Consider the following 20,048-nt stretch of genomic DNA (forward strand, 5'->3'; position numbering starts at 1 on the left):
TCTCGACACCGGTCCGCTTCGGGCACGCTTATCACCGTTCGCTCGCAACTCTCTTCGATGCGGGTTACGTTGCTCGGGACGGGCGATACGACCGGGACGCCGACGGTCGGCTGCGACTGCGACACCTGCGCGGAGGCGCGTCGGCTCGACGTCGAGCGCACGCGCTTTTCGGTCCACGTCGAGAACGAGCGCACCGGCGAGTCGCTGCTCGTCGACTTCAGCCCCGACTTCCGACACCAGTTTCTCGCCCGCGAGGTCCCGCTCCCGGACGCGGGGCTCGTCACGCACATTCACTTCGACCACCTCGACGGCCTCGGCAACGCCTACCGGCTCTTCGACGACCTTCCCGTCTATGCGGCCGACGAGACCGACCCGAAAACGGGCGAGAGCGTCGCCGAAACGGTCTCGCGGAAGTACGACTACCTCGATCGCGTGACCGTCCACCCGGAGACGCCCTTCGAGCCGTTCGAGGTCTGCGGGCTTGAGGTGACGCTCGTGCCGGTCGATCACCCGCCGCTGATCTGCTTCGGGCTCGCGATCGAAGATCCCGAGACCGGCGCGAAGCTGTCGCTGTCGGGCGATACCAGCTACGGCATTCCCGAGCGGTCGCGGGCGGTCCTCGACGACCCCGACCTGCTTCTGGCCGACGGCATCGTCCCCGCGTCGCTGAGCGAGCACCACCCCCGCGGCGGGAAGCACCTCGACGCCGACGGCGTCCCGCGGACGTTCGGACAGAAGCATATGACCCGCGAGGGCGCGCTGGCCTTGGCGAACGATCTGTCGGCGACGGAGACCCGAATCGTCCACACATCGCACTTCTACCCCGCCGAGGAGGCGTTCGCGGAGCCGCTGGCGGTCGACGGTGAAATCTACGAGCTGTGAGCGCCGGCGACGGAGTGAAATTGTGAGCGTCGTCGACGCCCGAAGAGCGCAATCGGCCGTTATTGACTGGCCGATCGGAGCTGCGGAACGCCGCCGCGCAGCAGGACGCTGAGCGCGACGACCGCGACGCCGGTGAGCTGAACCGCGAGGCTCGGCCCGAACGCGATCACGAGGAACAGCACCGCTCTGAGCGCTCGCTCGTACCGCGGGAGCCGACGCCCGAACTCGACGCCCATCGTGACCGACAGCGCGACCATCAGCCCGATCGACTGAACGACGACCGCGATGAGCGTCTCGGGGAACGACCAGAAGATCAGCGAGGGGTTGTACACGAAGACGAACGGAATCAGGAACGTCGGGCCGCCGAGCCGGATCGACTCGAGCGCCGTCTCCAAGAAGTCCGATCCGGAGATGTTGATCGCCATCGCGACCGCTAACGCCACCGGCGGGGTGAGCGCCGAGAGGAGCGCGAAGTAGAACACGAACATGTGCGCGACGATCGGTTCGACGATGAAGTCGTTCACGCTGCCGAGTTCGACGATCACCGGCGCGATGATCGTTGCCACCAGCAGGTACGCGGCGGGCGTCGGCATCCCGAGACCGAAGAGCAGCGCGAGGATCATACTGATGACGAGGATGCCGACGAACGACGTGCCGGTGAGCGTCGACAGCGCGAACGTGATCCGGTTCGTCAGCCCGGTCGCCCCGAAGATGTTGATGACGACCGCGAGCGCGGCGAGCAACGCGACGAACGGCGCTGCGGACTCCCCGCCGTGTCTGAGTCCCGAGAGGAACTCGCGGGCGTACTGGCGGAGCGGTGCCCAGCCGAGACCGTCGCTTGCGAGCAGGTAGACGAACCGCGTCGCGAACAGCGTCAACACGGTGTACAGACCGCTGTAGAGCGGGCCGTACCGCATCACGATGAGGAGGTAGATCAGGACGACGAGGGGGACGATGAACTGCGCGCTCTGCAGGAAGAACGTGCGTCTGGACTTCCCGTCCCCGTCCGACGGCTCCTCGGCCCCGTCAGGCGATTGCACTTCATCCTCGTCGCGTTCCCAGTCGTACCAGATCGACCACTGGTAGACGCCGTAACTGGTGACGCCGTAGTACAGAAACGCCGGGATCGCGGCGGCGATCGCGACGTCGGCGAAGGGGATGCCGAGAATGTCCGCCATGATGAACGCCGCAGAGCCCATAATCGGCGGCAGGACTTGCCCGGCCGTGCTCGCGACCGACTCGATCGCGCCGGCGTGCTTGCCGAGAATTCCCCGCTCTTGCATCAGCGGGATGGTGAAAGAGCCCGTCGCGGCGACGTTGACGCCCGCGCCGCCCATCATCGTGCCCATAAACATACTGGAGACGACGGCGGTCTGCGGGACCGCGCCTCTGAACGAGCCCTCCAATCGCTCTGTGAGTTCGAGGATGAGGTCGAACCCGCCGAACCGCCGGACGATTCCGGCGAAGATCACAAAGATCGCTACCCACGTCGCCGCGATCTGCGTGAGGAACCCGTAGACGCCCTGCAGGGAGATCGTGTTCTTGAACACGATCGTCTCCAGCGAGATCCCGCCGTGGCTGAGGATGCCCGGGAGGTACGGCCCGCCGACGCCGTACAGTACGGTCGCGAGCACGAGCGCGCCGAGGAAGTGCCCGAACTTATCGGAGGTGACGACCGTGACGAGGACGATCAACGACCCGCCGACGAGCAGGTCGACGTTGTTGTAGATCACGAACGCGCCGGTTTCGAGCCAGCGATCGAAGACGAGGTGGACGTATGCGACCGACGCGATCGAGGCGACGAGCAGGAGGAGACTCCCTGCGGTGACAACTCGGGAGACGCCGTCGTCGCTGTCGTCTTCCGGAATCAGCCCGCGGTTGACGAAGTACGTCGCGAGCGACAGGCCGAGCACGAGGTTCGTAAACAGCTGTTTCGGAAGGTATGGTGTCATCGCGTAGGCGATGACTGCGATCGAGAGGAGGGCCGGTGGGGTGCCTAAGACGAGCTTCCGAACCCATCCGTGACGGCCGATGAATGAACGGAACGTACCCATCGTGTGCCTCGTTCGTCGCCCTCAGAAACTCCCCGCGGTGAGGTCGTCGTTCCAGAGTCCCTGCTCTTCGAAGAACTCGACGGCTCCCGGATGGACCGGGATGTCCGGGTGCAACGTACTCGTCCACACCTCGTCGTCCTCGAACAGCCGCCAGCCCTCGTGAGCGTCGATGAGCGCTTCGCGGTTGCTCCAGAGCGCGTCGAGAAGGTTGTACACGCTGTCGGCGTCGACCTTGTCGGTCGTGTAGTGCGGGTAATCGACGCGGACCGTCGTCGTCTCGCTCTCGTCGGTGTACTCCTCGATGCTGTCGCCGAAGTCCCCGTTCGGAAGCGTCTCCAGCGAGAGCCACTCGTGGTCCTCGATCGCCTGCTCGGTCTCGTCGGTGAGCCCCAGCAGCCGGACGTCGTTGTCGGAGTACGCCTGCTGCATGAACCCGGGCGTCAGTCCGCTCACGATGCCGGGGCCGCCCATCGCGTCGACCCGACCGGCGCTGAACTCTTGGGGAATCTCAGTCGCGCCTTGGTGGACGAGTTCGTAGTTGCCCTCACCGACCGCGAGGTCGAGTGCGGTCCGGTAGTACTCTTGATAGGTCGACCCCTGCGTCCCCGTCGCGATGGACGCGCCGTCGAGGTCCGACCAGTACTCGTAGTCGCTGTCGGTCGGCACGAGGATCGGCTCGATCAACGTCGTCTGCGTCATCATCTGGTAGATCTCGTGGTTGAATTCGACCTGCGAGAACTCCGCTTCGCGGTTCATCGCGTTGAGCCCCGCGAAGGCCGTCCCGAAGGCGAGTTCCTCGTTGCCGCCGACCAACCGCACCATCGACTCTCCGCTCGTCCCCGAGACCACGTCGAGGCCGACGTCGCTCTCCCTGTCGAGCACGCCCGCCGCGGCGTTGTGCATCAGGAACGTCACGCCGTTCTGCGGCCCGGAGATGATCCCGAACGTCGAGACGGACTCGGGCTCCGACCCGCCATCGGTATCTCCGCCGTCGGAGTCACCGTCACCGGACGACGAGTCGCCCCCGTAGCTGTCTCCGCCGCTGTCGCCACCACTGTCACCTCCGTTGTCGCCCGAGCAACCGGCGAGCCCGGCTAACGCGGCGACACCGCCGATCGTCTTGAGCGATTCGCGTCGTGTGATAGACCTTCTCATTGTCATCCTACTCGTGTGGAACCGATTATCGATTATAATTGTTACGATTAATTATGTTCTATTGAGCGGAACACCGAATATCCGGCGTATGAGGTGTGAGAACGCAATATAATCCTATCTAGAATATTACTAAAAATTGGCATTATCGAAAATCATCCGGTAGACGCGCTTAACCGTCCGCGTAGCCGCACTCGCCGGCATCGTCGTGGCTCGCTGAAAACCGGCTCTCACCGAGTGGTCCTGTTCGCACGAGCGAAACGGGAACACGTCTCGTAGCGCATCCACGCTTCGTACCGTATTCAGCTGTCGTAGTGTCTTTACGCCTCATATCGCATACTCAGTTCGATCTCGTTTTTCGTCCCGAGCAGCAGATCCGAGAGCTCCGAGCGCAGGTACGACTCGTTCAGCCTGTGAGCGGGGCCGGCGACGCAGACCGAGCCGATCGGCGAGCCGTCCTCGTGCTGGATCGGGACGCTGATCGCGTTGCCGCCGTCGACCGCCTCCTCGAGGTGAAGTGCGTACCCCTGCTGTCGAATCCGATCGAGTTCCGCGAACAGCCTGTCTCTGTCGGTGATCGTCTGCTCGGTGTACGCGGGGAGGCCTCGCCGGTCGAGGATCGCGTTCACCTCGCTTTTGCTCATCCGAGCGAGAATGGCCTTCCCCGCCGAAAACGCGTGGAGGTGTCCCCGGTAGCCGACGCGCGTGAACGACCGGTACAGCTCGTTGCCCGACTGCATATACAGGTAGACGGCGTACCCGTTCTCCTCGACGACCAGCCACACCTTCTCACCAACTTTCTCCGCCAGCGCGTCGATTTTCGGCTTTCCGGCCTCGTACAGCGGATGCGACCGCTGCGCTTCGATACCGTAATCGAGGAACAACTGTCCGATCCGGTAGCCGTCGTCGGTCTCGACGAGATAGCCCGCGTCCTCCAGCGTCCGGAGGTGGCGGTAGACGGTACTCTTCGCGCTGTCGGTTCCCTCGGCGATCGTCGATAGCGTCGCGGGGCCGTGCTCCTTGAGAAACCGAAGGACGCCGATGGATTTCTGCGTCGCCTCGACGTAATTCGGGCCGTCGTTTCCGCGTTCGGTTCCGCCTTCCATACTGTGGGGTATCGACGGACACACAAAAGTTTCACTCTCGCGAACAGACTCCGAGAAACCGACAACAATCACCGGATTCTGCAGCATTCAGAACGTATATAGTAAAAATGGCGAATGACTAATTATGAACCTCGATCCGACTCGCAGCGAGGTGCGGCCGTCGTGAAAACGACCCTTCTCGGGACCGCGAACCCGATCCCGACACTCGATCGCGCGGGTAACGCGATCCTCGTCGAGGTCGCGGGCGAACCATACCTCGTCGACTGCGGCCCCCGAACAGTGTACGAACTCCTCCGAAACGAGGTTGACCCCGGCGACGTCGAGAACCTCCTGTTCACGCACCATCACATGGATCACAACCTCTCGTTTTTCCACCTCGCCATCGTCGGCTGGACGGCGGGCCGAGAGTCGCTCGAGATCTACGGCCCCACCGGGACCGAGGAGCTCGTCGACGGGCTGTACTCGCTCTGGGAGGAGGACATCGAATACCGGAAGGAGGCGGGCTATCCCGCCGACGGAATCGAGCGCATCTCCACGACGCGCGTCGCGGAGGGTTTCGAGTTGGTGACCGACGACGTCCGCATCGAGGCACTGCCGGTCGAGCACTCGATCGAGACCTACGGCTACAAATTCACCGAGCGGGAGACCGGTTCGACGACCGTGCTCTCCTCCGACACCGCGAAGATCGACCGGCTCGCGGCGTTCGCGTCCGACGCCGACGTCCTCGTGATGACGTGCGGGATCGTGCCGGTCGGTGAGACCCCCGACGACGGCTTCGTCTGGGAGCGATACACCGAACCGTACGAGGAGGAGCGCCGAAACGTCCTGATGAACTACCACGTCACGCCGACGCAGGCGGGCGAGATCGCGGCCGACGCCGACGTCGACACGCTCGTCCTGACGCACTTCACGCCGTACCCCGACCGCGACGCCATCGAGGCGGAGGCAGGGGCGGTGTTCGACGGCGAGGTCATCGCCGCCGAGGACGGCTTTTCGATCACCGTCTGATCGGTCGCTCGCGGCTCGTCTCTTCTGACCGCGGTCGTGCGTATCCACTCACGAGCGCACAGAAAATCGAACGTGCGGTCGCACACAAAACCCGAACGCGCCGAGACGGTTCCGCGGCGCGTCTCGCCTGCCTGCACAGCACCGCGCTACCCGAGCAGGTACTTCGCGACCCGACGCTCACCCAGCTTCGTCCGTTCGATGACCGCGTCCAGTCCGAGGACGCGTCCCGCGCCGAGAACGCCGACGGTGACGAACAGCAGCAGTCCCATCAGGTCACCGTTGACGAGGCCCTGCCCCCAGCTGGCGTTCCCGAGGTAGAAGAACGCCATCAGGACGCCGCCGAAGAGGCTCGCCAGCCTGACGAGCGCGCCGACGACGAGTCCGAGCCCGATGAGCGTCTCACCCACGGGAATCATGACGTTCGTGAACTCCAGCAGCCACGTCGTCTGACCGGCCCAGACGAGGAAGCCCTGAATCGGACTCGCGGCCGGGGCGTTGGCGAGATACCCCTGCGCGCTGAACGGTTCACCCGAGACGAAGGCGAACTTGGTGATCCCCGCGTGCAGGAACCAATACCCCGTGAGGACGCGGAGTACGGCGACCCAGTACCCCGCGAGCGTCCCCTGCAGGTCGAAGTCCAGCGGGTTCGCGACCGTCGTTCGAGTGGATGTGGCCATCGTCCTTCACCTCACATCTGAACGATGGGACGGAAATACGGTATCTCTCTAGGATGGTTTTCAGATTCTTGGAACCGATGAACTACTATCCGAGTCAACTCAGCGGACACGGCCGCTCTCGGCTCAGCGGAACCGATCCAGCCCCGACTGCCGCCGCGCGACGCCCGGCGGGTCCCGCTTCCACGCCGTCCGATCCGCGCGAAGGCCCTCGGTGTCGACATCGGGCGGGGTGTCTTCCTCGTACGCGGAGCAGTCGTCGCCGCAGCGTCGACTGGGTTCGACGACACAGTCGAACCGCGAGCAGTACGGACGGCCGTCTGGCGTCGCGGTCGCGTGCACACAGGCGGGGAAGTCGTAGGTCCGCCAACCTTTCCCGTAGGCTCGTTCGGCGATACGCCGCCTCGCTCGCGCCTTCTCGTCGGCGTCGACGACCGCCACGTCGGTTCTGAGCGCTCCCTCCTCGACGAGTTCGACGCCGGGTTCGTCGGTGGCGAGCGACGTCGGCTCCCGAATCACGTTCTTCTCTCCAGTCTCGGGATCGAACCGCCAGACGCCGACCTCGCGCGGGATCCGGTTCAGGTGCGCGCGGGTGACGTGGCTCTCGGTCGCGAGGATCACCTCCTCGAACAGTCCGAGCGAGACGTCGGTGCGGAGTTGCCGCGAGAGCGCGCCCGGGTCGCCGAGGTCGGGCTTGTTCTCGATGCCCACGAGACCCGCGAACCACTCGTCGGGGTACCGAGTCGTCCGCCGGAGGAACTCTCGACCGCTCTGGCGCTCGGTCTCGAAGAACCCGACCTCGACCGCCCGCTCGAGCACCGGTTCACGAAGCCCCCACTCGTCGCGGAGCGCGCGGTACCGCGAGACCGCCTCGCCGACGCCGACGTCGCTCTCGATCGCGCGGACCGGAATCGTCCGATCGGTGATCCGGGCGCGTTCGTCGAACGCCGGGCCGGGAACGACGCCAACGACGTCGACGATGCGCCGCCCCGATCGGTCGACCGCCGCGCCGAGTTGGCGACTCAGCACCCACTCGGTCGTCGCTTCGAGATGCGAACACAACGCGAGTTCGAAGGCGAACTCTTGAGGCGTGTCGGCGTCGGCCACGCCGTACTGAGAGAGCTACGGAACCAAAAGCTCCCCGTCGCCGCCGCGGGTCGACACCCAGTCCGAGACGCGGGTCGACGCCCCGTCCGGGACGCGACTCGTCGCCGCGTCCGGACCGGACCCGTTCAGAAGTGTCCCGGATCTTCAGTGCCGTACTGGAGTTCGCCGCCGCGGCCACCTTCGACGGTGCTGCTGCCGTGGTCGCCCGCGCTCGGAACCTTCACGCGGACGTCCGTGATCTCGTCGAACTCCATCATCAGGTCCGCCTTGATGTTGTCGGCCGTGATGTTCGAGATGCCGCAGCCGGCGCACGCGCCGCCGAGTTCGACGACGACCTCGCCGGAGTCGGGATCGGCCTTCCGGACGACGCTCTCGCCGCCGTGCATCTGGATGATCGGCATCTGCCCGGCCATCCACGTCTCGACGCGTCGCCGGAGAGACTCATCGGATTCGCTCATTGGCCCCTCTTGGAGCCCGACGCTTTGGAACTTTGCGGTTGTGATCACGCCGTCCGCGGGTCGAGAAAAGTGTGTCACGGTCGTTGCGGGTGGTTCGGGCGTCACGGCCGTTGCGCGTTTCACTCACTCGCGGGTGCGCCGCGCGATCCGCCACGCGGCCACTCCCAGCGCGCTTACTGCGGCCCCGACGCCGAAACCTGGGGCGCTGATTCCGTCTTCGGCGGGCGTCCCGTCGGACGCCGTCGAGTTTCCGCCCGGTACCGTCGAATTCCTGCCGGACGCCGCGGACGTCCCGCCCGCAACCGTCGCCTCCTCGGCCGTCGCCGCCCCGCTCGGCGTGCGTGTCCGGGGTCCATACGGCGTCGACGTCCCGTCCGGAAGCGTGTCGGGCGGATCGGCCTGTTCGCCGGCGTGATCGGGGAACGTGTACAGCCCCCCGGGGACATCGCCGACGCCCCAGTTGCTCGCGACGAAGAACCCCTCCCGCTCGCCCGCGTGTGCGAGTTGCGCGGTCCAGAAGCTCGCCGCGTCGGGGTCGCGCCACCACGTCACCTCCCGCGGCGCGGCGGGATCGGAGACGTCGTGGCGCTTGACGCCGCCGCGGTACCACGACGAGTAGAGCGTCCCGGCCGCGAGCTCGAAGTTGTGCGCGGTCGTCCAGACGCCGCCGTAGGTCGGCTCCGGTGACGCCGGTGCGGGGATCGTCGCTCGCAGTTCGGGCGCTTCCGGGTCCGACACGTCCCAGAGGTCGATCCCCGACGGGCCGCCGACGTACGCGGTGTCGCCGGCCTCGGTCGACGCGGCGGTCTCCGACTGCGTTTTGGCGTCGGCCGACTGGTTCGTCGTCTCGTCCCCCTCTGCCGGCAGCGCCCACGACTCCCGGCCGACGCCGAGGAGCGTCCCCGACTCGTCGGTCGCGACGTAGTGGTGGTTCCCGGGCGGGAGCGTCGCTTCGCGCCGGGCTTCGGCCCCTGAGCGATCCGCCAGCATCGACGGACCGGGCGCGTCGACGCTCCCGAGCGCCGTCGGCGACGCCGGGTCCGACACGTCGAGGACCCACGTGCCAGCGTCCCACAGCGCCACGAACGCGCGATCTTCGTGAACGTACACGTCGTGGACGCTTCGGGAGGCGTTCGGGACGTCGTCCCACGCCTCGTCGACGTCGGCGAGCGCCCACCGGCCGCGTTCCTCACCGGTCTCGACGTCGAGCGTCACGATCGGATTGCGCCCGCCGTCGTTGCCGGTCAGGAAGGCGACGCCGTCGCGAACGAAGCAGTTGTGGATCGGAAACGACGTCTCGTGGAACGCCCGCTCTTCTGGGTTTTCGGGATCGCTCACGTCGACGACCAGCGCGCCCGAGATCGCTCCGCGGAGCGGGTTCGCGGGGCCGACAACCAGAAGCGTCGTCGGGTCGGTCGCGTCGAGTTTCACGTCGAAGATCCCGCGCAACGGACCGTCCTCCCGATCCGCCAGCGGCTCGCGGACGTCCGCGAGGAGCTGCGGGCGATCGGGCGCGGCGACGTCGACGACGGCGTAGCCGCTCGTCGTCGCGAGGTACGTCACGTCTCGTTCGGGATCGACGACGGCCTCCTTCGCGCCCTCGACGTCGATCGATCCGTAGGGCTCGTACGGTCCCGGGTGCGCCCGGACCGTTTGCGTGGTTATCTTGCTGCCGCCGACGCCGACCGCGACGCTCGCGCCGACGAGCGCGCCGCCCCGACGAAGTAGCTCGCGCCGTCGCATCGTCGATGGTCGGCCCGTCACAGTCTCGATCGGTCTCCCGTCCCCCCGGTCATCGCGCTGGCGAGCGCGCCCATCACGACCACGTCGTCGCCGAGGGTCGTCAGTTGGATCTGCGGGACGTTCGACATCACCATCTCGTCCATCCGCTCGCGGATGGGATCGAGAGTCAGGTCCGGGTTGTTGAGCGCGACCGCGCCCCCGACGTAGATGACGAGCGGCGCGTAGGCGTGAACGATGTTCGCGACGCCCATCGCGTTCCAGTGTCCGAGCTGTTCGACGACGTGCGTCGCGAACTCGTCGCTCCCGGCGTGGTCGAAGACGTCGACGGCGGAGAACTCGGGATCGTCGACCGGCAGTGCGGTCTCTACGGGGTCCTCCTCGTAGAGGAACTGTGCGTACCGCGGGATGTTGTTCCCGGAGCAGTACCCCTCCCAGTGGCCGTCGTGGCCGCACCCGCAGGTGAGATGTCCCTGCGGGTCGAGTGTCATATGCCCGACCTCTCCGGCGTTGCCGTCCCACCCGGAGAGGACGTTGCCGTCGACGCAGACGCCCGCACCGATGCCCGAGGAGATGGTGAGATACACCATGTCGTCGGGGTTCCGTTCGGAATAGAACCGCTCGCCGATGACGCCCGCGTTCGTGTCGTTGTGGAGGTACACGCGGTCGGTGTCGAACAGCTTCGAGAGCGGCCCAGTAAGCGGGATTCGGTCGATCGTGTCCGGGAGGTTGGCGGGGTTTTCGACGGCTCCCTCCGCGAGGTCGAGCGGACCGATCGCCCCGATGCCCGCCGCGTTCACCCGCTCGGGGGCGATGTCGGCGTCGGCGCACGCCTTGCGAGCGACGCGGAGGACCGCTTCGGTGACGCCGATTCCCGTCGGACCGCGCGGCGTACCGTCGTCGCTTCGTCCGATAACCGTGCCGTCGCCGTCGGCGACGATCGCTCGGACGTTCGTCGCCCCGAGGTCGACGCCCACGTAGTAGGCCATCGTGTCGTTACGAGTGAGCGCGACACTTAACTAAGCGGGTTCGCCCTATTTTGTCCCGGCGCGGACGAACGTGACCGGACACGGTGAATCGAGCAACACCTCCTGTGCGGTGCTTCCGAAAACCGCTTTACCGGTCGGCGAGCGGCGTCGTCCGCCGATGACGACCCGGTCGGCGTCCGTCGACTCCGCAAACGTGACGATCGAATCCGCGTGCTCGCCGACGTCGCCGTGGACCGCGCAATCGACGCCGGCCTCTTCGAGTCGCTTTCTGATCTCTCTGACGCTCGCGTGCCGGCGGGCGACGTCGTTCGCGGAGACCTCGTCGACGGTGCGGTCGAATTCGAGGTTTTCGAGCGCGTCCTCGTACTCCGTCTCGGTGAACACGTGTCCGATCACGACTCTCGCACCGGTCGGGCCGGCGACGTCGAGCGTCTCCTCCGTGAGCCGATCGAGTTGGTCTTTGTCCTTCGGACCGACCGCCAGTACCATCGTCTCGATTGTCATCTATCGCCCCGGAGTTCACTATCACACGATTTAAAATTACGGTCTGGTACCAAGCGATTCGCGCGGTATCTGTCCAACCGGTGACACGCGTTCGCTCGTGAAACCGTACGCGAGCGCGGCTGCTGGCCCGACGACACGAAGAAAACCGATTCCCGGGTTACGATACCCGCTCAGTAGTCCGGCGCGTCGTCTTCGACGTCGCGCTTCATCGAATCGCGGCGCGACTTCGCGTCCCGGCCGGTCGCTTCGAGGAGGAAGTCGTTTTTCGCGTCGACCGCGTCACCGGCGGCCTCGAGATCGTCGGGCGAGAGCTCCGTCGGGTCCCGTTCTTCGAACTCGACGCCCAGTCGGTCCTTCTTCCCGCTGTACGATACCGCACCGGCGACGATGCGCTCGAAGACCGGGTTGTCCGGTTCGGCGACGACGTACAGATCGCTTCCCTTGTACTCGGTCGTTTCGGTGATCGGTCCGAAGTACTCTTCGACGGTCGATTCCATATCCGGAATTCGATCTTCGAGCGTCTCCCCGCGACGCATCTTGTACTCCTTCATACGCCCCGATTCGATAGGTGATGGTTTACCTGTTTCGTCACCGGTTGCGGCGCGTCGCCGTCGCGCGGCCGGTCACGGAACCCCGAGGCGGTCGCTCGGTCGCGGTTCATCGCTCTCGTTCGGCGATGTACCCCTGTTTGCACTCCGGACAGATGTCGCCGGCGCGCATCGACGACGCGCCCGCGCCCCGGGCGTGCCCGCAGTTGGGGCAGTAGAACTCGACGCGGTCGTCCGGGACGTCCGATTCCAGACTCGTCGACGACCCCGCGCGGGCGAACCCCTCGTCGGCGCGAGACTGTCCCCTCGCCCGCTCTCTCGACGGCTCGCGTTCGCCCTCGACGGCGACGCCCTCGACCGAGTCGGCGTCGTCGAGATCGGCCCGTCCGTTCACGTCCGGCGTGAGGCCGCTCCCGCCGAGTTCGACGTCCTCGTCGACGTTCGTCGTCGCGTCGAACCCCTCATCATCGCTCTGGTGTTCGGGCCACCCGCCGGGCTCGGGTCCGTCCTCACGCTCGGGCCACTCGCCGTGACCGCGCTCTTTCTGCTCCTCCTCGTCAGTCCCGTCGATGATTTCGGCGTCGTTCGTCACCTGCTCGTCCCCGTCGTCCGGGGCGGCTTCCCCGTTCTCGGCCGCCTGAGACTGCTGCGCGGCGCTCGCGGGGTCCGTTTCGGCCTCCTCGGGCCATTGCGCCTCGTCGCGCTCGCGCTCCGTCTCGTCGAGGATCACGCCGTCGTCGGCGTCGGGGTCGGCGTCGACGTCCTCCCAGTCGTCGCTGCCGGTCTCCCATCGGTCGGACGCTTCCTTCGTCTCCTCGGACGCCGCCTCCGCCTCGTCGATCGGGCTGTCCGCTTCAACGGCGTCGCCCTCGGCGGCCGCCGGGCTCTCCGCGCTCGCCTCGGCCGGCGGTTCGCCCGCTTCGTGCCCTTCGTCGTCGACGCCCCCCGCCGCGTCGGCATTCGTCGCGCTCTCCACACTCGCCTCGGCATCCGCTCCCTCGGCGTCACTCGATTGTGCGTCCCCGGAGGCCGATTGATCGACCTCCGCGCTCGACGCCGGGGCAGATGCCGACTGTGCGGCGGGGTCTGCTCCCGGTCCAGACCCGCCGGTCTCGGCGTCTCCGCCGAGGCCGACTTCGGCGGGCGTGCGGATCGCCGTCACCTCCTTGTTCTGACTGACGGTCTGTTCGGCCCCGCAGCGCTCACACACCTGCACCTCGCGGATCGTGACGACGACCTCGTCCCCCTGTTCCTCCCTCGTGCGTTGGACCTCGGTGTCCCCGTACGTATGGCCGAGAAGACGGCACTTGAGTCCCATTAACCGACGTTCGGACATTCAGGGCCAAAAGTGTACCTCCTCCGTCAGACGAACGGCTGACGCGCCGCTCGCGGAGCGACGGTTCTCTATGAGGCCGTCCTCGCCACGCGCCGGCGGTAAGCGTAAACCGGACGGGAGCGAACGACCAGCTATGAGAGCGCGGCGGGAGTTCAGAGATCGACGCGACGTCGAGGTAGCGGTGCTCGACGCGCTCGTCGATCGTTCACAGGAGGGAATGACCGTCTTCGAGGTGCGCGCGGCCGTCGACGCCGACATCGACGAGATCGAGAACGCGCTGGCGGCGCTCAAGGAGGACGACTTACTCTCCGTCGAGAACGGCGACGACGACCGCGTCGTCATCCTCGTCGACGACCGCGTCGTGCCCGATCCCGAGGCGGGCGCGACCGACGAGCAGGGGTTCGTCGACGCGATCCGAGACCGCCTCGGCCTGTGATGACGACGGGAGTGTGACGGCGAGACCGTGCGGAGGAGCGATAGCGAAGTGACGACGAAACCGGAGGTCGACGACGGCGAAGTGCGGACGACACTTGACGGTCGACGACAGAGACATCTCTCGACCGCAATTTCGTGGCGAACAGCTGGCACCCGCTTTCGTGGCCCGTACCGTTGATGAGACCACGCTCCTCCGTTCCCGCGTCGACGCGCCAGACAACCGCTGCCCGACGCGGGGTGGTTCCTACGTCACGGCGACGCTGGCCGCCCGATCGTATATAAACACTCGGCGCTGGTCGTTCTGGTCGACGGGAACGGCGGCGAACGATGGCGCTGCGGTTTTCCCCGTGGGACGCAGAGAGGTGGACAATGACGGTCGTCACGGAGATGCACGAGGAACACGGCGCGACGTTCGAGGAACGCGGCGGTCGCCGGATCGTCACCGACTACGGCCGTCCGGAGCGGACCCACCGCGCGATCCGAAACGGCGCTGGCGTGATCGAGATGGGATACGGCGTCGTCGTCGTCGAGGGTGAAGACCGGGTCGAGTTCGTCGACAATACCGTGTCGAACGGCGTCCCGCGGACCGACGGCGAGGGCGTCTACGCGCTGCTCTTGGACCCACAGGGACGAATCGAGACGGACCTGTACGTCTACAACGCGGGCGAGCGTTTGCTCTGCTTTACGCCCCCGGCGCGCGCGAAGCCCTTGGTCGACGACTGGTCGGAGAAAATCTTCATCCAAGACGTCGAGATCAGCGAGGCGTCGACGGACTTCGCGGTGTTCGGCGTGCACGGCCCGAAATCGACCGAGAAAGTCGCGAGCGTCCTCACCGGGGCGGGATCACCCGAGCCCGCATTGACGTTCGTCCGCGGTTCGATGGGCGACGAGGGTGTCACCGTGATCGCGGGTGACGGCCTCACCGGCGAAGAGGGGTACGAGGTCGTCTGCGCCGCCGACGCCGCAGAGCGCGTCTTCGAGACACTCCTGACGCTCGGGATGAACGCCGTTCCGTTCGGCTACCGGACGTGGGAGACGCTGACTATCGAGGCCGGAACGCCGCTCTTCGAGACCGAACTGGAAGGGAGAATTCCGAACGTGCTCGGCCTCCGCAACGCCCTCGACTTCGAGAAGGGGTGTTTCGTCGGTCAGGAAGTCGTCTCGAAGGTCGAGAACCGCGGGCGGCCGAGTCAGCGGCTGGTCGGGCTGCGGTTCGACGTCGACGACGCCGATGGGGCTCCAGAAGCCGGGCTTCCCGAACCCGGTGCTGCGGTCCTCAACGAGAGCGACGAGCGCGTCGGCGAGGTCACACGAGCGGACGTGAGCCCGTCGTCGGACGCGTCGGTCGCGCTCGCGCTCGTCGATTTCGATCTCGGAACGACGTCGCTGGCGATACGCGACGACGCGACAGATACCGACTACACGACCGAGCGAACGGCGCTCCCGTTCGTCAAGGGCAGCGCCGCCTCGGCGCGGCTTCCGACCTATCGTAGCGTCTGCAACTGATTGCTCACCCGATCGCCCTGCGGCGTGCGATCGAGCGAAGACTTGTACGTGCAACATACGGTGAACCGACTTTCCACCACCGTTTTCGCCGGCTACCGGCCGAGTAACTTCGCCAAATGCTCCCGCGAGAAGAACGACGTCGGCCGATCCATGTGAACCCCGATCTCGCCGGACAGCGTGTGGAGGCCGACGCGCTGGATCGGCTCCGGCAGCGAGTACGCCCGGCGGAGCCAGTGGCCGAGCGCGATCTCTCTCGACAGTTCCGAGCGCCACTCCGAGTCGTAATCGCGGAGCGTCCCCGGATCGTCGGGATCGATCGTCTCCGCGGCGCAGTCGGCGGCGGTCATCCCGTAGAGGATCCCGCCGCCGGTGAACGGTTTCGTCTGCGCGGCGGCGTCTCCGAGGAGGAACGCGCGTCGGCCGTGCACCCGCTCGGGCGGCCCGATCGGGATCGCGCCCGAGCAGAAGTGCTCGGTCTCGACGCCGTAGGCGTCGGTGAGTCTCTCGAACAGTTCGTTGACCGAGCGCCCCGGCGGCGCGGCGAGGCCGTACTCGACGCCCGCGTCGCCGCGGGGGATCCGCCACGCGAAAAAGCGCGGCGCGGTGAGATGGACGTCCACGAAGTCACCGTCGTCGGGGTCGGGATCGAACGCGAGCACGCCGTGGAGGATCTCGTCGGGTTCGGGGAGCCCGCACTGCCGTCGCACCCGCGAGGTCGGACCGTCGCAGCCCGCGACCATCTTCGCACTCACGGTCTCGGTCTCGCCCGCGTTCGAGACCGTGAGTTCGACGCCGTCGTGGCGCTCCTCGACGTCGACGACGGTGTGCTCCTCACGGACGTCAGCGCCCGCCGCTCTCGCGCACTCCGCGAGCGTGCGATCGAGTTCGACCCGGTCGATGACGTTCGAGATCTCCTCGCGCTTGTAGAAGGGGTAGGCGGCGGAGTCGGGGCCGCCGACGTGGAACCGAGCCCCGTAGACGCGGTTCTGGAGGAGGTCGGCCTTCGCCTCCTCGGGCACGTAGTCCCAGATGTCGGTGCTGACGTGGCCCGAACACGCGAGCGGCGTCCCGACGGTTCCCTGCTCGAAGGCGACGACGTCGTGGCCCGCTTCGGCGGCGCGCCGGGCGAAGCGCGCGCCCGCGGGACCGACGCCGACGACCGCGAAATCGTGCATTCGTCTCCCTCTACCGGATCCGTCGGCATATACCTTCTCGCTTCCTCCGCGGACTCCTCCGTTCCTCTCTTCACTCGTCGACGACGGCGAGGCCGCTCGTCGTCGCCTCGCGGAAGGAATCGGGCCACTCAATGTCGAGTCGTTCGAAGGCGTCGCCCCCGTCAGTCGTTCGGAACAGCCCGCGATCCGTCAGGGCGAACAGTTCGCCGTCGTCGACGCCGGGCGCGAGCGTCGGTCGGAGCAGCCCCTCGCCGGTCGGGACGCCGGCGGTGTCGAGCCGTTCCCACGCGGTCGGGGAGGCGTCTTCGTGGTTTGGCACCTCGCCGTCGACCCGCCGGTACAGGTACGACGCGGCCGAGCCGGCGCTGTGCGCCCGACGCGCGCCCGCGGCCGCCGACAGGAGCACGCGACCCGGGTCCCCGGGGTCGATCGACACACTCCAGCAGTAGCGGTGCTCGAGCCCTTCCTGTGGGAATACCCACGATTCGCCGCCGTCGCGGCTCTCGGCGTAGCCGTCGCCCGCGGCCGTGCGGACGACGTCGGGCGCGTCGGGGTGAATCGCCATCGAGTGGGTGTCCCGGCGCGTCGACGGGATTCGGTCCTCCCACGTCTCCCCGCCGTCGCGGCTCTGGATCAACGCCCCGGCCTCAATTGCAACAAAGAGGTGTTCGGGGTCGGCGGGGTCGACCTCGATCCAGCGCACGTGATGGGTGTGCGGCCGTGGCGGGAACGCCCACGTCGGCGCGGAGGGCAGGTCGGTCAGCCCCGGCAGTTCCGCCCACGTGTCGCCGCCGTCGATCGAGTGATAGACGGTGCTCGGTTCGGTGCCGACGTAGACGACGCCCGGATCGTGCGGCGAGACGGTCACGCTCGTCACCGACGTTGAGATCGCGTCTCCGCCGACGCGCTCCCACGATCGTCCGCCGTCGGTCGAGCGGTGGAGCCCGGCGTCGAACGTTCCGCAGAAGACCCGCTCGGGGGCGTCGCCTGCGGCGTCGAGACACTCGATGTCGTCGCGCTCGAAGGTGTACTCTGCTGCGGGGCTCTCGGTGGAGGCATCTCGGACGACGAGGACGCCCGCGCTGGAGGCGGCATAGCAGGTGACCATAGTGTAACAGATGCGCCGCGGGAACTTGGAATCGACGGGTGAACGAGACGCGAGACGCGATCGAGCGCGAATCTCGGGCGTCGGCCGTCTCTGAGGGCCCGCAGACGGTCACTCGCTGCGCGCGGTGTCGCCGTCCGCTCTGAGCGACTGGAGCTCGTTCGCCAACACGCCGATCGTCCGGTATCGGTCGGATTTCTCGCGGGCGAGCGCTTTGCGGACGATCCGATCGAGGCCGGTCGGTAGTTCCGGTCTGCGCTCGCTCGGCGGGCTCGGCGGCTCGCCGTCGACGACGGCACGCATAATCGCGAGCTGGGACCCCGTGTGCGGAGGATCTCCGGTAACGACCGTGTACAGGAGGGTGCCGACTTGGTAGACGTCGGTGAGCATATCCGGGCCCCCGAACGCCTCCGGTTCGAACTGCTCGGGAGCCGCGCACGCGACCGAGAGAGCTTCTATCGTCCCCGTCTGTTCGGCGAGCTTTCGTGAGATCCCCCAATCGGAGAGTTTCGGAACGTCCCACGAGCCGTCGGGCGTCTCGCGAAACAAGATGTTCTCGGGCTTCAGGTCGAGGTGTGCGATCCCGTAGTTGTGCGCGAGTTCGACCCCGCGACAGAGACACTCGCCGATCCACAGCGCCTCGTCTACGGGGAGGCCATCCGGATGTTCGGCCAGTCGGTCGGCGAGACTCCCCCCGTCCATATATTCCATCGCGATCCACGGCAGGTTCTCGCCCGTGTCGACGACGCCGACGATGTGTTCGGAGTGCTCCCACCGCGGCTTTCCGCGCTCGCGGTCGTCGAGCATCTTCCACGTCTCCGCCTCCTCGATGAACGCGTCCACGACCGCGGTATCGAGCGTTTCGTTCTGTTGGAGGGGCTCTTTTACCGCGACTTTCTCCGGGGCGTCTGCCCCCGCAATGTGCGCCTCGCTGACGACGGCCTGCCCGCCGCTCCCGATCGGATCTCGGATTTCGAGTTCGTCGTACGAGAGCGACCGACGCGGCGGGCTCGAAACGTCCGTCAGATCCGGTTCCCGAGACGTCGGCGGGGCGGAGCTGACGGCGTCGCGGGCGTCTCCGGACTCCGTCGCTGACACCGGCGCTTCGCTGTCGGAACGCTCTCCGGCGGCCTCTCCGTCGGTCGCCGCGGAGGCCGGCTCCGAGCCGATCGCCGTGAGTCCGGGATTCGTGACGAGAAGCCGACCGCTCGCCACCGCGAGCGCCCCACCGAACTCGGATTCGAGACCCAGTTGCCACCGGCTTTGGCCCGTACGGGCGTTGATCGCGTGGATCTCCTCAGCGGTGTTGAGAAAAACCGTCTCCCCCACGCAGATCGGATCAGAACAGATCTGGAAGTCCTCTTCGCTTCCCCACGACCACTGAATCGAGCCCGTAGACGGACTGTGAGAGCGCAGGACGCCGTCGGTACCGACCGTGATGACCGCGTCGTCCGTGATAATCGGGTTAAAGTACGAGCCGCCGTGGGTGCTGTACCACTGTTTCTCTCCGGTGGATGCGTCGAACGCGCAGAAGTCTCCCTCGAAATCACCGAGGTAGACGGCTCCGTTGCCGACGGCCGGAGTGTGATAGTCTCCCTCATGGTCGGTGTTCAGCCACGCGATGTCGCCGGACCCGCGATCGAACGCGTAGAGGCCGTCCATCGTGTTGGCATACACCCGCCGCTCGTCCGCCGCCAGCGAGGTTTCTTCGATGGGCACAACGTCCGTGTGTTCCCAAGACTGCGTCCCGGTGTCGGTGTCGATGGCGACGATCCCGACATCGTCTGCGGTCTGCACAGAGGCAAAGAGCGTCCCTTGAGAGACGATCGGGTAGGTCAGCCGCCGGACTGCGGACTCGTTGCGCCAGCGAAGCGATCCGCTTACCCCGTCGACGGCGATGATCTGTTCACCGGTGCCTGCGAACACGGCGTCGCCGTCGGTGGCGAGACTCGTGACCGACTCGTCGGCCTCGTACGTCCAGCGCACGTCATCGGTTCGGAGATCGACGGCCGTCACACCGAATTTGTCGTCGTCTCCGTTCCAGCCTGCGTCCGCCGCGCTCCCGAAGTACACGGTTTCCGTCGCCGCAACGACGGGCTGGTCGGCGGTCGACGACTGCCCGTGGATCTCCCACGCAACTTCGGGTTCGATGGAGGCCTCGTCGCCCGATCGATACCCGGAATTACGAGCGTCAAAACCGCGATTGGGCCAATCGGTGCGTGCGTCGCTTCCCGGTTGTGTCCCCGTCACACGAACCGGGTCACTCCAC

General features: G+C 66.7%; 18 protein-coding genes. 4 read left to right on the plus strand and 14 right to left on the minus strand.

The window, feature by feature from the left end:
• Positions 1-57: 57 nt before the first annotated feature.
• On the plus strand, positions 58-882 hold the full coding sequence (locus U5919_RS10950) for an MBL fold metallo-hydrolase (protein WP_336024285.1): 825 nt from the start codon (positions 58-60) through the stop codon (positions 880-882).
• A gap of 59 nt (positions 883-941) precedes the next feature.
• Here U5919_RS10950 and U5919_RS10955 read toward each other — a convergent pair whose 3' ends face one another.
• The 3 genes from U5919_RS10955 to U5919_RS10965 all read right to left on the minus strand — a co-directional run bounded on the left by U5919_RS10955 (position 942) and on the right by U5919_RS10965 (position 5,194).
• Positions 942-2,936, minus strand: a complete 1,995-nt coding sequence (locus U5919_RS10955; RefSeq protein ID WP_336024286.1) for a TRAP transporter permease — start codon at positions 2,934-2,936, stop codon at positions 942-944.
• Between the two features lie 21 nt (positions 2,937-2,957).
• The gene (locus U5919_RS10960) at positions 2,958-4,091 is read right to left on the minus strand and encodes a TAXI family TRAP transporter solute-binding subunit (protein WP_336024288.1); all 1,134 of its coding nucleotides are present in this window, start codon (positions 4,089-4,091) and stop codon (positions 2,958-2,960) included.
• A gap of 317 nt (positions 4,092-4,408) precedes the next feature.
• Complete coding sequence (locus tag U5919_RS10965) at positions 4,409-5,194, minus strand: IclR family transcriptional regulator (protein WP_336024291.1); 786 nt, start codon at positions 5,192-5,194, stop codon at positions 4,409-4,411.
• 162 nt (positions 5,195-5,356) lie between these two features.
• On the opposite strand from U5919_RS10965, the gene U5919_RS10970 reads away from it, so the two are divergent.
• Entirely contained in the window at positions 5,357-6,202 is an 846-nt protein-coding gene (locus tag U5919_RS10970) for an MBL fold metallo-hydrolase (protein WP_336024293.1), read from the plus strand.
• 146 nt (positions 6,203-6,348) lie between these two features.
• On the opposite strand, the gene U5919_RS10975 is transcribed toward U5919_RS10970, so the two are convergent.
• The 8 genes from U5919_RS10975 to U5919_RS11010 form a co-directional block, all read right to left on the minus strand.
• A complete protein-coding gene (locus tag U5919_RS10975; RefSeq protein ID WP_336025571.1) occupies positions 6,349-6,843 on the minus strand; it encodes a TQO small subunit DoxD in 495 nt (164 codons plus the stop codon).
• Positions 6,844-7,002: 159 nt separating this feature from the next.
• Positions 7,003-7,983: a DUF5787 family protein gene (locus U5919_RS10980; RefSeq protein ID WP_336024295.1), complete on the minus strand. Its 981-nt coding sequence runs from the start codon at positions 7,981-7,983 to the stop codon at positions 7,003-7,005.
• 125 nt (positions 7,984-8,108) lie between these two features.
• A complete protein-coding gene (locus U5919_RS10985; protein WP_336024297.1) occupies positions 8,109-8,441 on the minus strand; it encodes a NifU family protein in 333 nt (110 codons plus the stop codon).
• A gap of 123 nt (positions 8,442-8,564) precedes the next feature.
• Positions 8,565-10,184: an LVIVD repeat-containing protein gene (locus U5919_RS10990; protein WP_336024299.1), complete on the minus strand. Its 1,620-nt coding sequence runs from the start codon at positions 10,182-10,184 to the stop codon at positions 8,565-8,567.
• Between the two features lie 17 nt (positions 10,185-10,201).
• Positions 10,202-11,170: an ROK family protein gene (locus U5919_RS10995; RefSeq protein ID WP_336024301.1), complete on the minus strand. Its 969-nt coding sequence runs from the start codon at positions 11,168-11,170 to the stop codon at positions 10,202-10,204.
• Positions 11,171-11,215: 45 nt separating this feature from the next.
• The gene (locus U5919_RS11000) at positions 11,216-11,674 is read right to left on the minus strand and encodes a universal stress protein (protein WP_336024303.1); all 459 of its coding nucleotides are present in this window, start codon (positions 11,672-11,674) and stop codon (positions 11,216-11,218) included.
• A gap of 170 nt (positions 11,675-11,844) precedes the next feature.
• Positions 11,845-12,225: a DUF5611 family protein gene (locus U5919_RS11005; RefSeq protein WP_336024305.1), complete on the minus strand. Its 381-nt coding sequence runs from the start codon at positions 12,223-12,225 to the stop codon at positions 11,845-11,847.
• Positions 12,226-12,331: 106 nt separating this feature from the next.
• On the minus strand, positions 12,332-13,540 hold the full coding sequence (locus U5919_RS11010; protein ID WP_336024307.1) for a DUF7093 family protein: 1,209 nt from the start codon (positions 13,538-13,540) through the stop codon (positions 12,332-12,334).
• Positions 13,541-13,691: 151 nt separating this feature from the next.
• Here U5919_RS11010 and U5919_RS11015 point away from each other — a divergent pair, with 151 nt between their 5' ends.
• Both U5919_RS11015 and ygfZ read left to right on the plus strand, forming a co-directional pair.
• Positions 13,692-13,994 (plus strand): DUF6432 family protein, encoded by a 303-nt coding sequence (locus U5919_RS11015; protein ID WP_336024309.1) that lies wholly within the window; start codon positions 13,692-13,694, stop codon positions 13,992-13,994.
• A gap of 368 nt (positions 13,995-14,362) precedes the next feature.
• Positions 14,363-15,499, plus strand: coding sequence for a CAF17-like 4Fe-4S cluster assembly/insertion protein YgfZ (gene ygfZ / locus U5919_RS11020; RefSeq protein ID WP_336024312.1), 1,137 nt, complete (start codon positions 14,363-14,365; stop codon positions 15,497-15,499).
• A gap of 92 nt (positions 15,500-15,591) precedes the next feature.
• Here the strand turns inward: ygfZ and U5919_RS11025 are convergent, their stop codons facing one another.
• From U5919_RS11025 to U5919_RS11035, 3 genes are all read right to left on the minus strand, one after another.
• The gene (locus U5919_RS11025) at positions 15,592-16,674 is read right to left on the minus strand and encodes a geranylgeranyl reductase family protein (RefSeq protein ID WP_336024315.1); all 1,083 of its coding nucleotides are present in this window, start codon (positions 16,672-16,674) and stop codon (positions 15,592-15,594) included.
• A gap of 70 nt (positions 16,675-16,744) precedes the next feature.
• Entirely contained in the window at positions 16,745-17,782 is a 1,038-nt protein-coding gene (locus tag U5919_RS11030) for a WD40/YVTN/BNR-like repeat-containing protein (RefSeq protein WP_336024317.1), read from the minus strand.
• Between the two features lie 108 nt (positions 17,783-17,890).
• Positions 17,891-20,029 (minus strand): outer membrane protein assembly factor BamB family protein, encoded by a 2,139-nt coding sequence (locus U5919_RS11035; protein WP_336024320.1) that lies wholly within the window; start codon positions 20,027-20,029, stop codon positions 17,891-17,893.
• Positions 20,030-20,048: the final 19 nt, after the last annotated feature.

This window comes from Halobellus sp. LT62 (genome assembly GCF_037031285.1).
GTDB classification, from domain to species: Archaea; Halobacteriota; Halobacteria; order Halobacteriales; family Haloferacaceae; genus Haloquadratum; species Haloquadratum salinisoli.

Coding starts and splice junctions, on each gene's coding strand:
- U5919_RS10950 (WP_336024285.1), top strand. CDS start 58: ATGCGGGTTACGTTGCTCGGGACGGGCGATACGACCGGGACGCCGACG.
- U5919_RS10955 (WP_336024286.1), bottom strand. CDS start 2,936: ATGGGTACGTTCCGTTCATTCATCGGCCGTCACGGATGGGTTCGGAAG.
- U5919_RS10960 (WP_336024288.1), bottom strand. CDS start 4,091: ATGAGAAGGTCTATCACACGACGCGAATCGCTCAAGACGATCGGCGGT.
- U5919_RS10965 (WP_336024291.1), bottom strand. CDS start 5,194: ATGGAAGGCGGAACCGAACGCGGAAACGACGGCCCGAATTACGTCGAG.
- U5919_RS10985 (WP_336024297.1), bottom strand. CDS start 8,441: ATGAGCGAATCCGATGAGTCTCTCCGGCGACGCGTCGAGACGTGGATG.
- U5919_RS10990 (WP_336024299.1), bottom strand. CDS start 10,184: ATGCGACGGCGCGAGCTACTTCGTCGGGGCGGCGCGCTCGTCGGCGCG.
- U5919_RS10995 (WP_336024301.1), bottom strand. CDS start 11,170: ATGGCCTACTACGTGGGCGTCGACCTCGGGGCGACGAACGTCCGAGCG.
- U5919_RS11000 (WP_336024303.1), bottom strand. CDS start 11,674: ATGACAATCGAGACGATGGTACTGGCGGTCGGTCCGAAGGACAAAGAC.
- U5919_RS11005 (WP_336024305.1), bottom strand. CDS start 12,225: ATGAAGGAGTACAAGATGCGTCGCGGGGAGACGCTCGAAGATCGAATT.
- U5919_RS11010 (WP_336024307.1), bottom strand. CDS start 13,540: ATGGGACTCAAGTGCCGTCTTCTCGGCCATACGTACGGGGACACCGAG.
- U5919_RS11015 (WP_336024309.1), top strand. CDS start 13,692: ATGAGAGCGCGGCGGGAGTTCAGAGATCGACGCGACGTCGAGGTAGCG.
- ygfZ (WP_336024312.1), top strand. CDS start 14,363: ATGACGGTCGTCACGGAGATGCACGAGGAACACGGCGCGACGTTCGAG.
- U5919_RS11025 (WP_336024315.1), bottom strand. CDS start 16,674: ATGCACGATTTCGCGGTCGTCGGCGTCGGTCCCGCGGGCGCGCGCTTC.
- U5919_RS11030 (WP_336024317.1), bottom strand. CDS start 17,782: ATGGTCACCTGCTATGCCGCCTCCAGCGCGGGCGTCCTCGTCGTCCGA.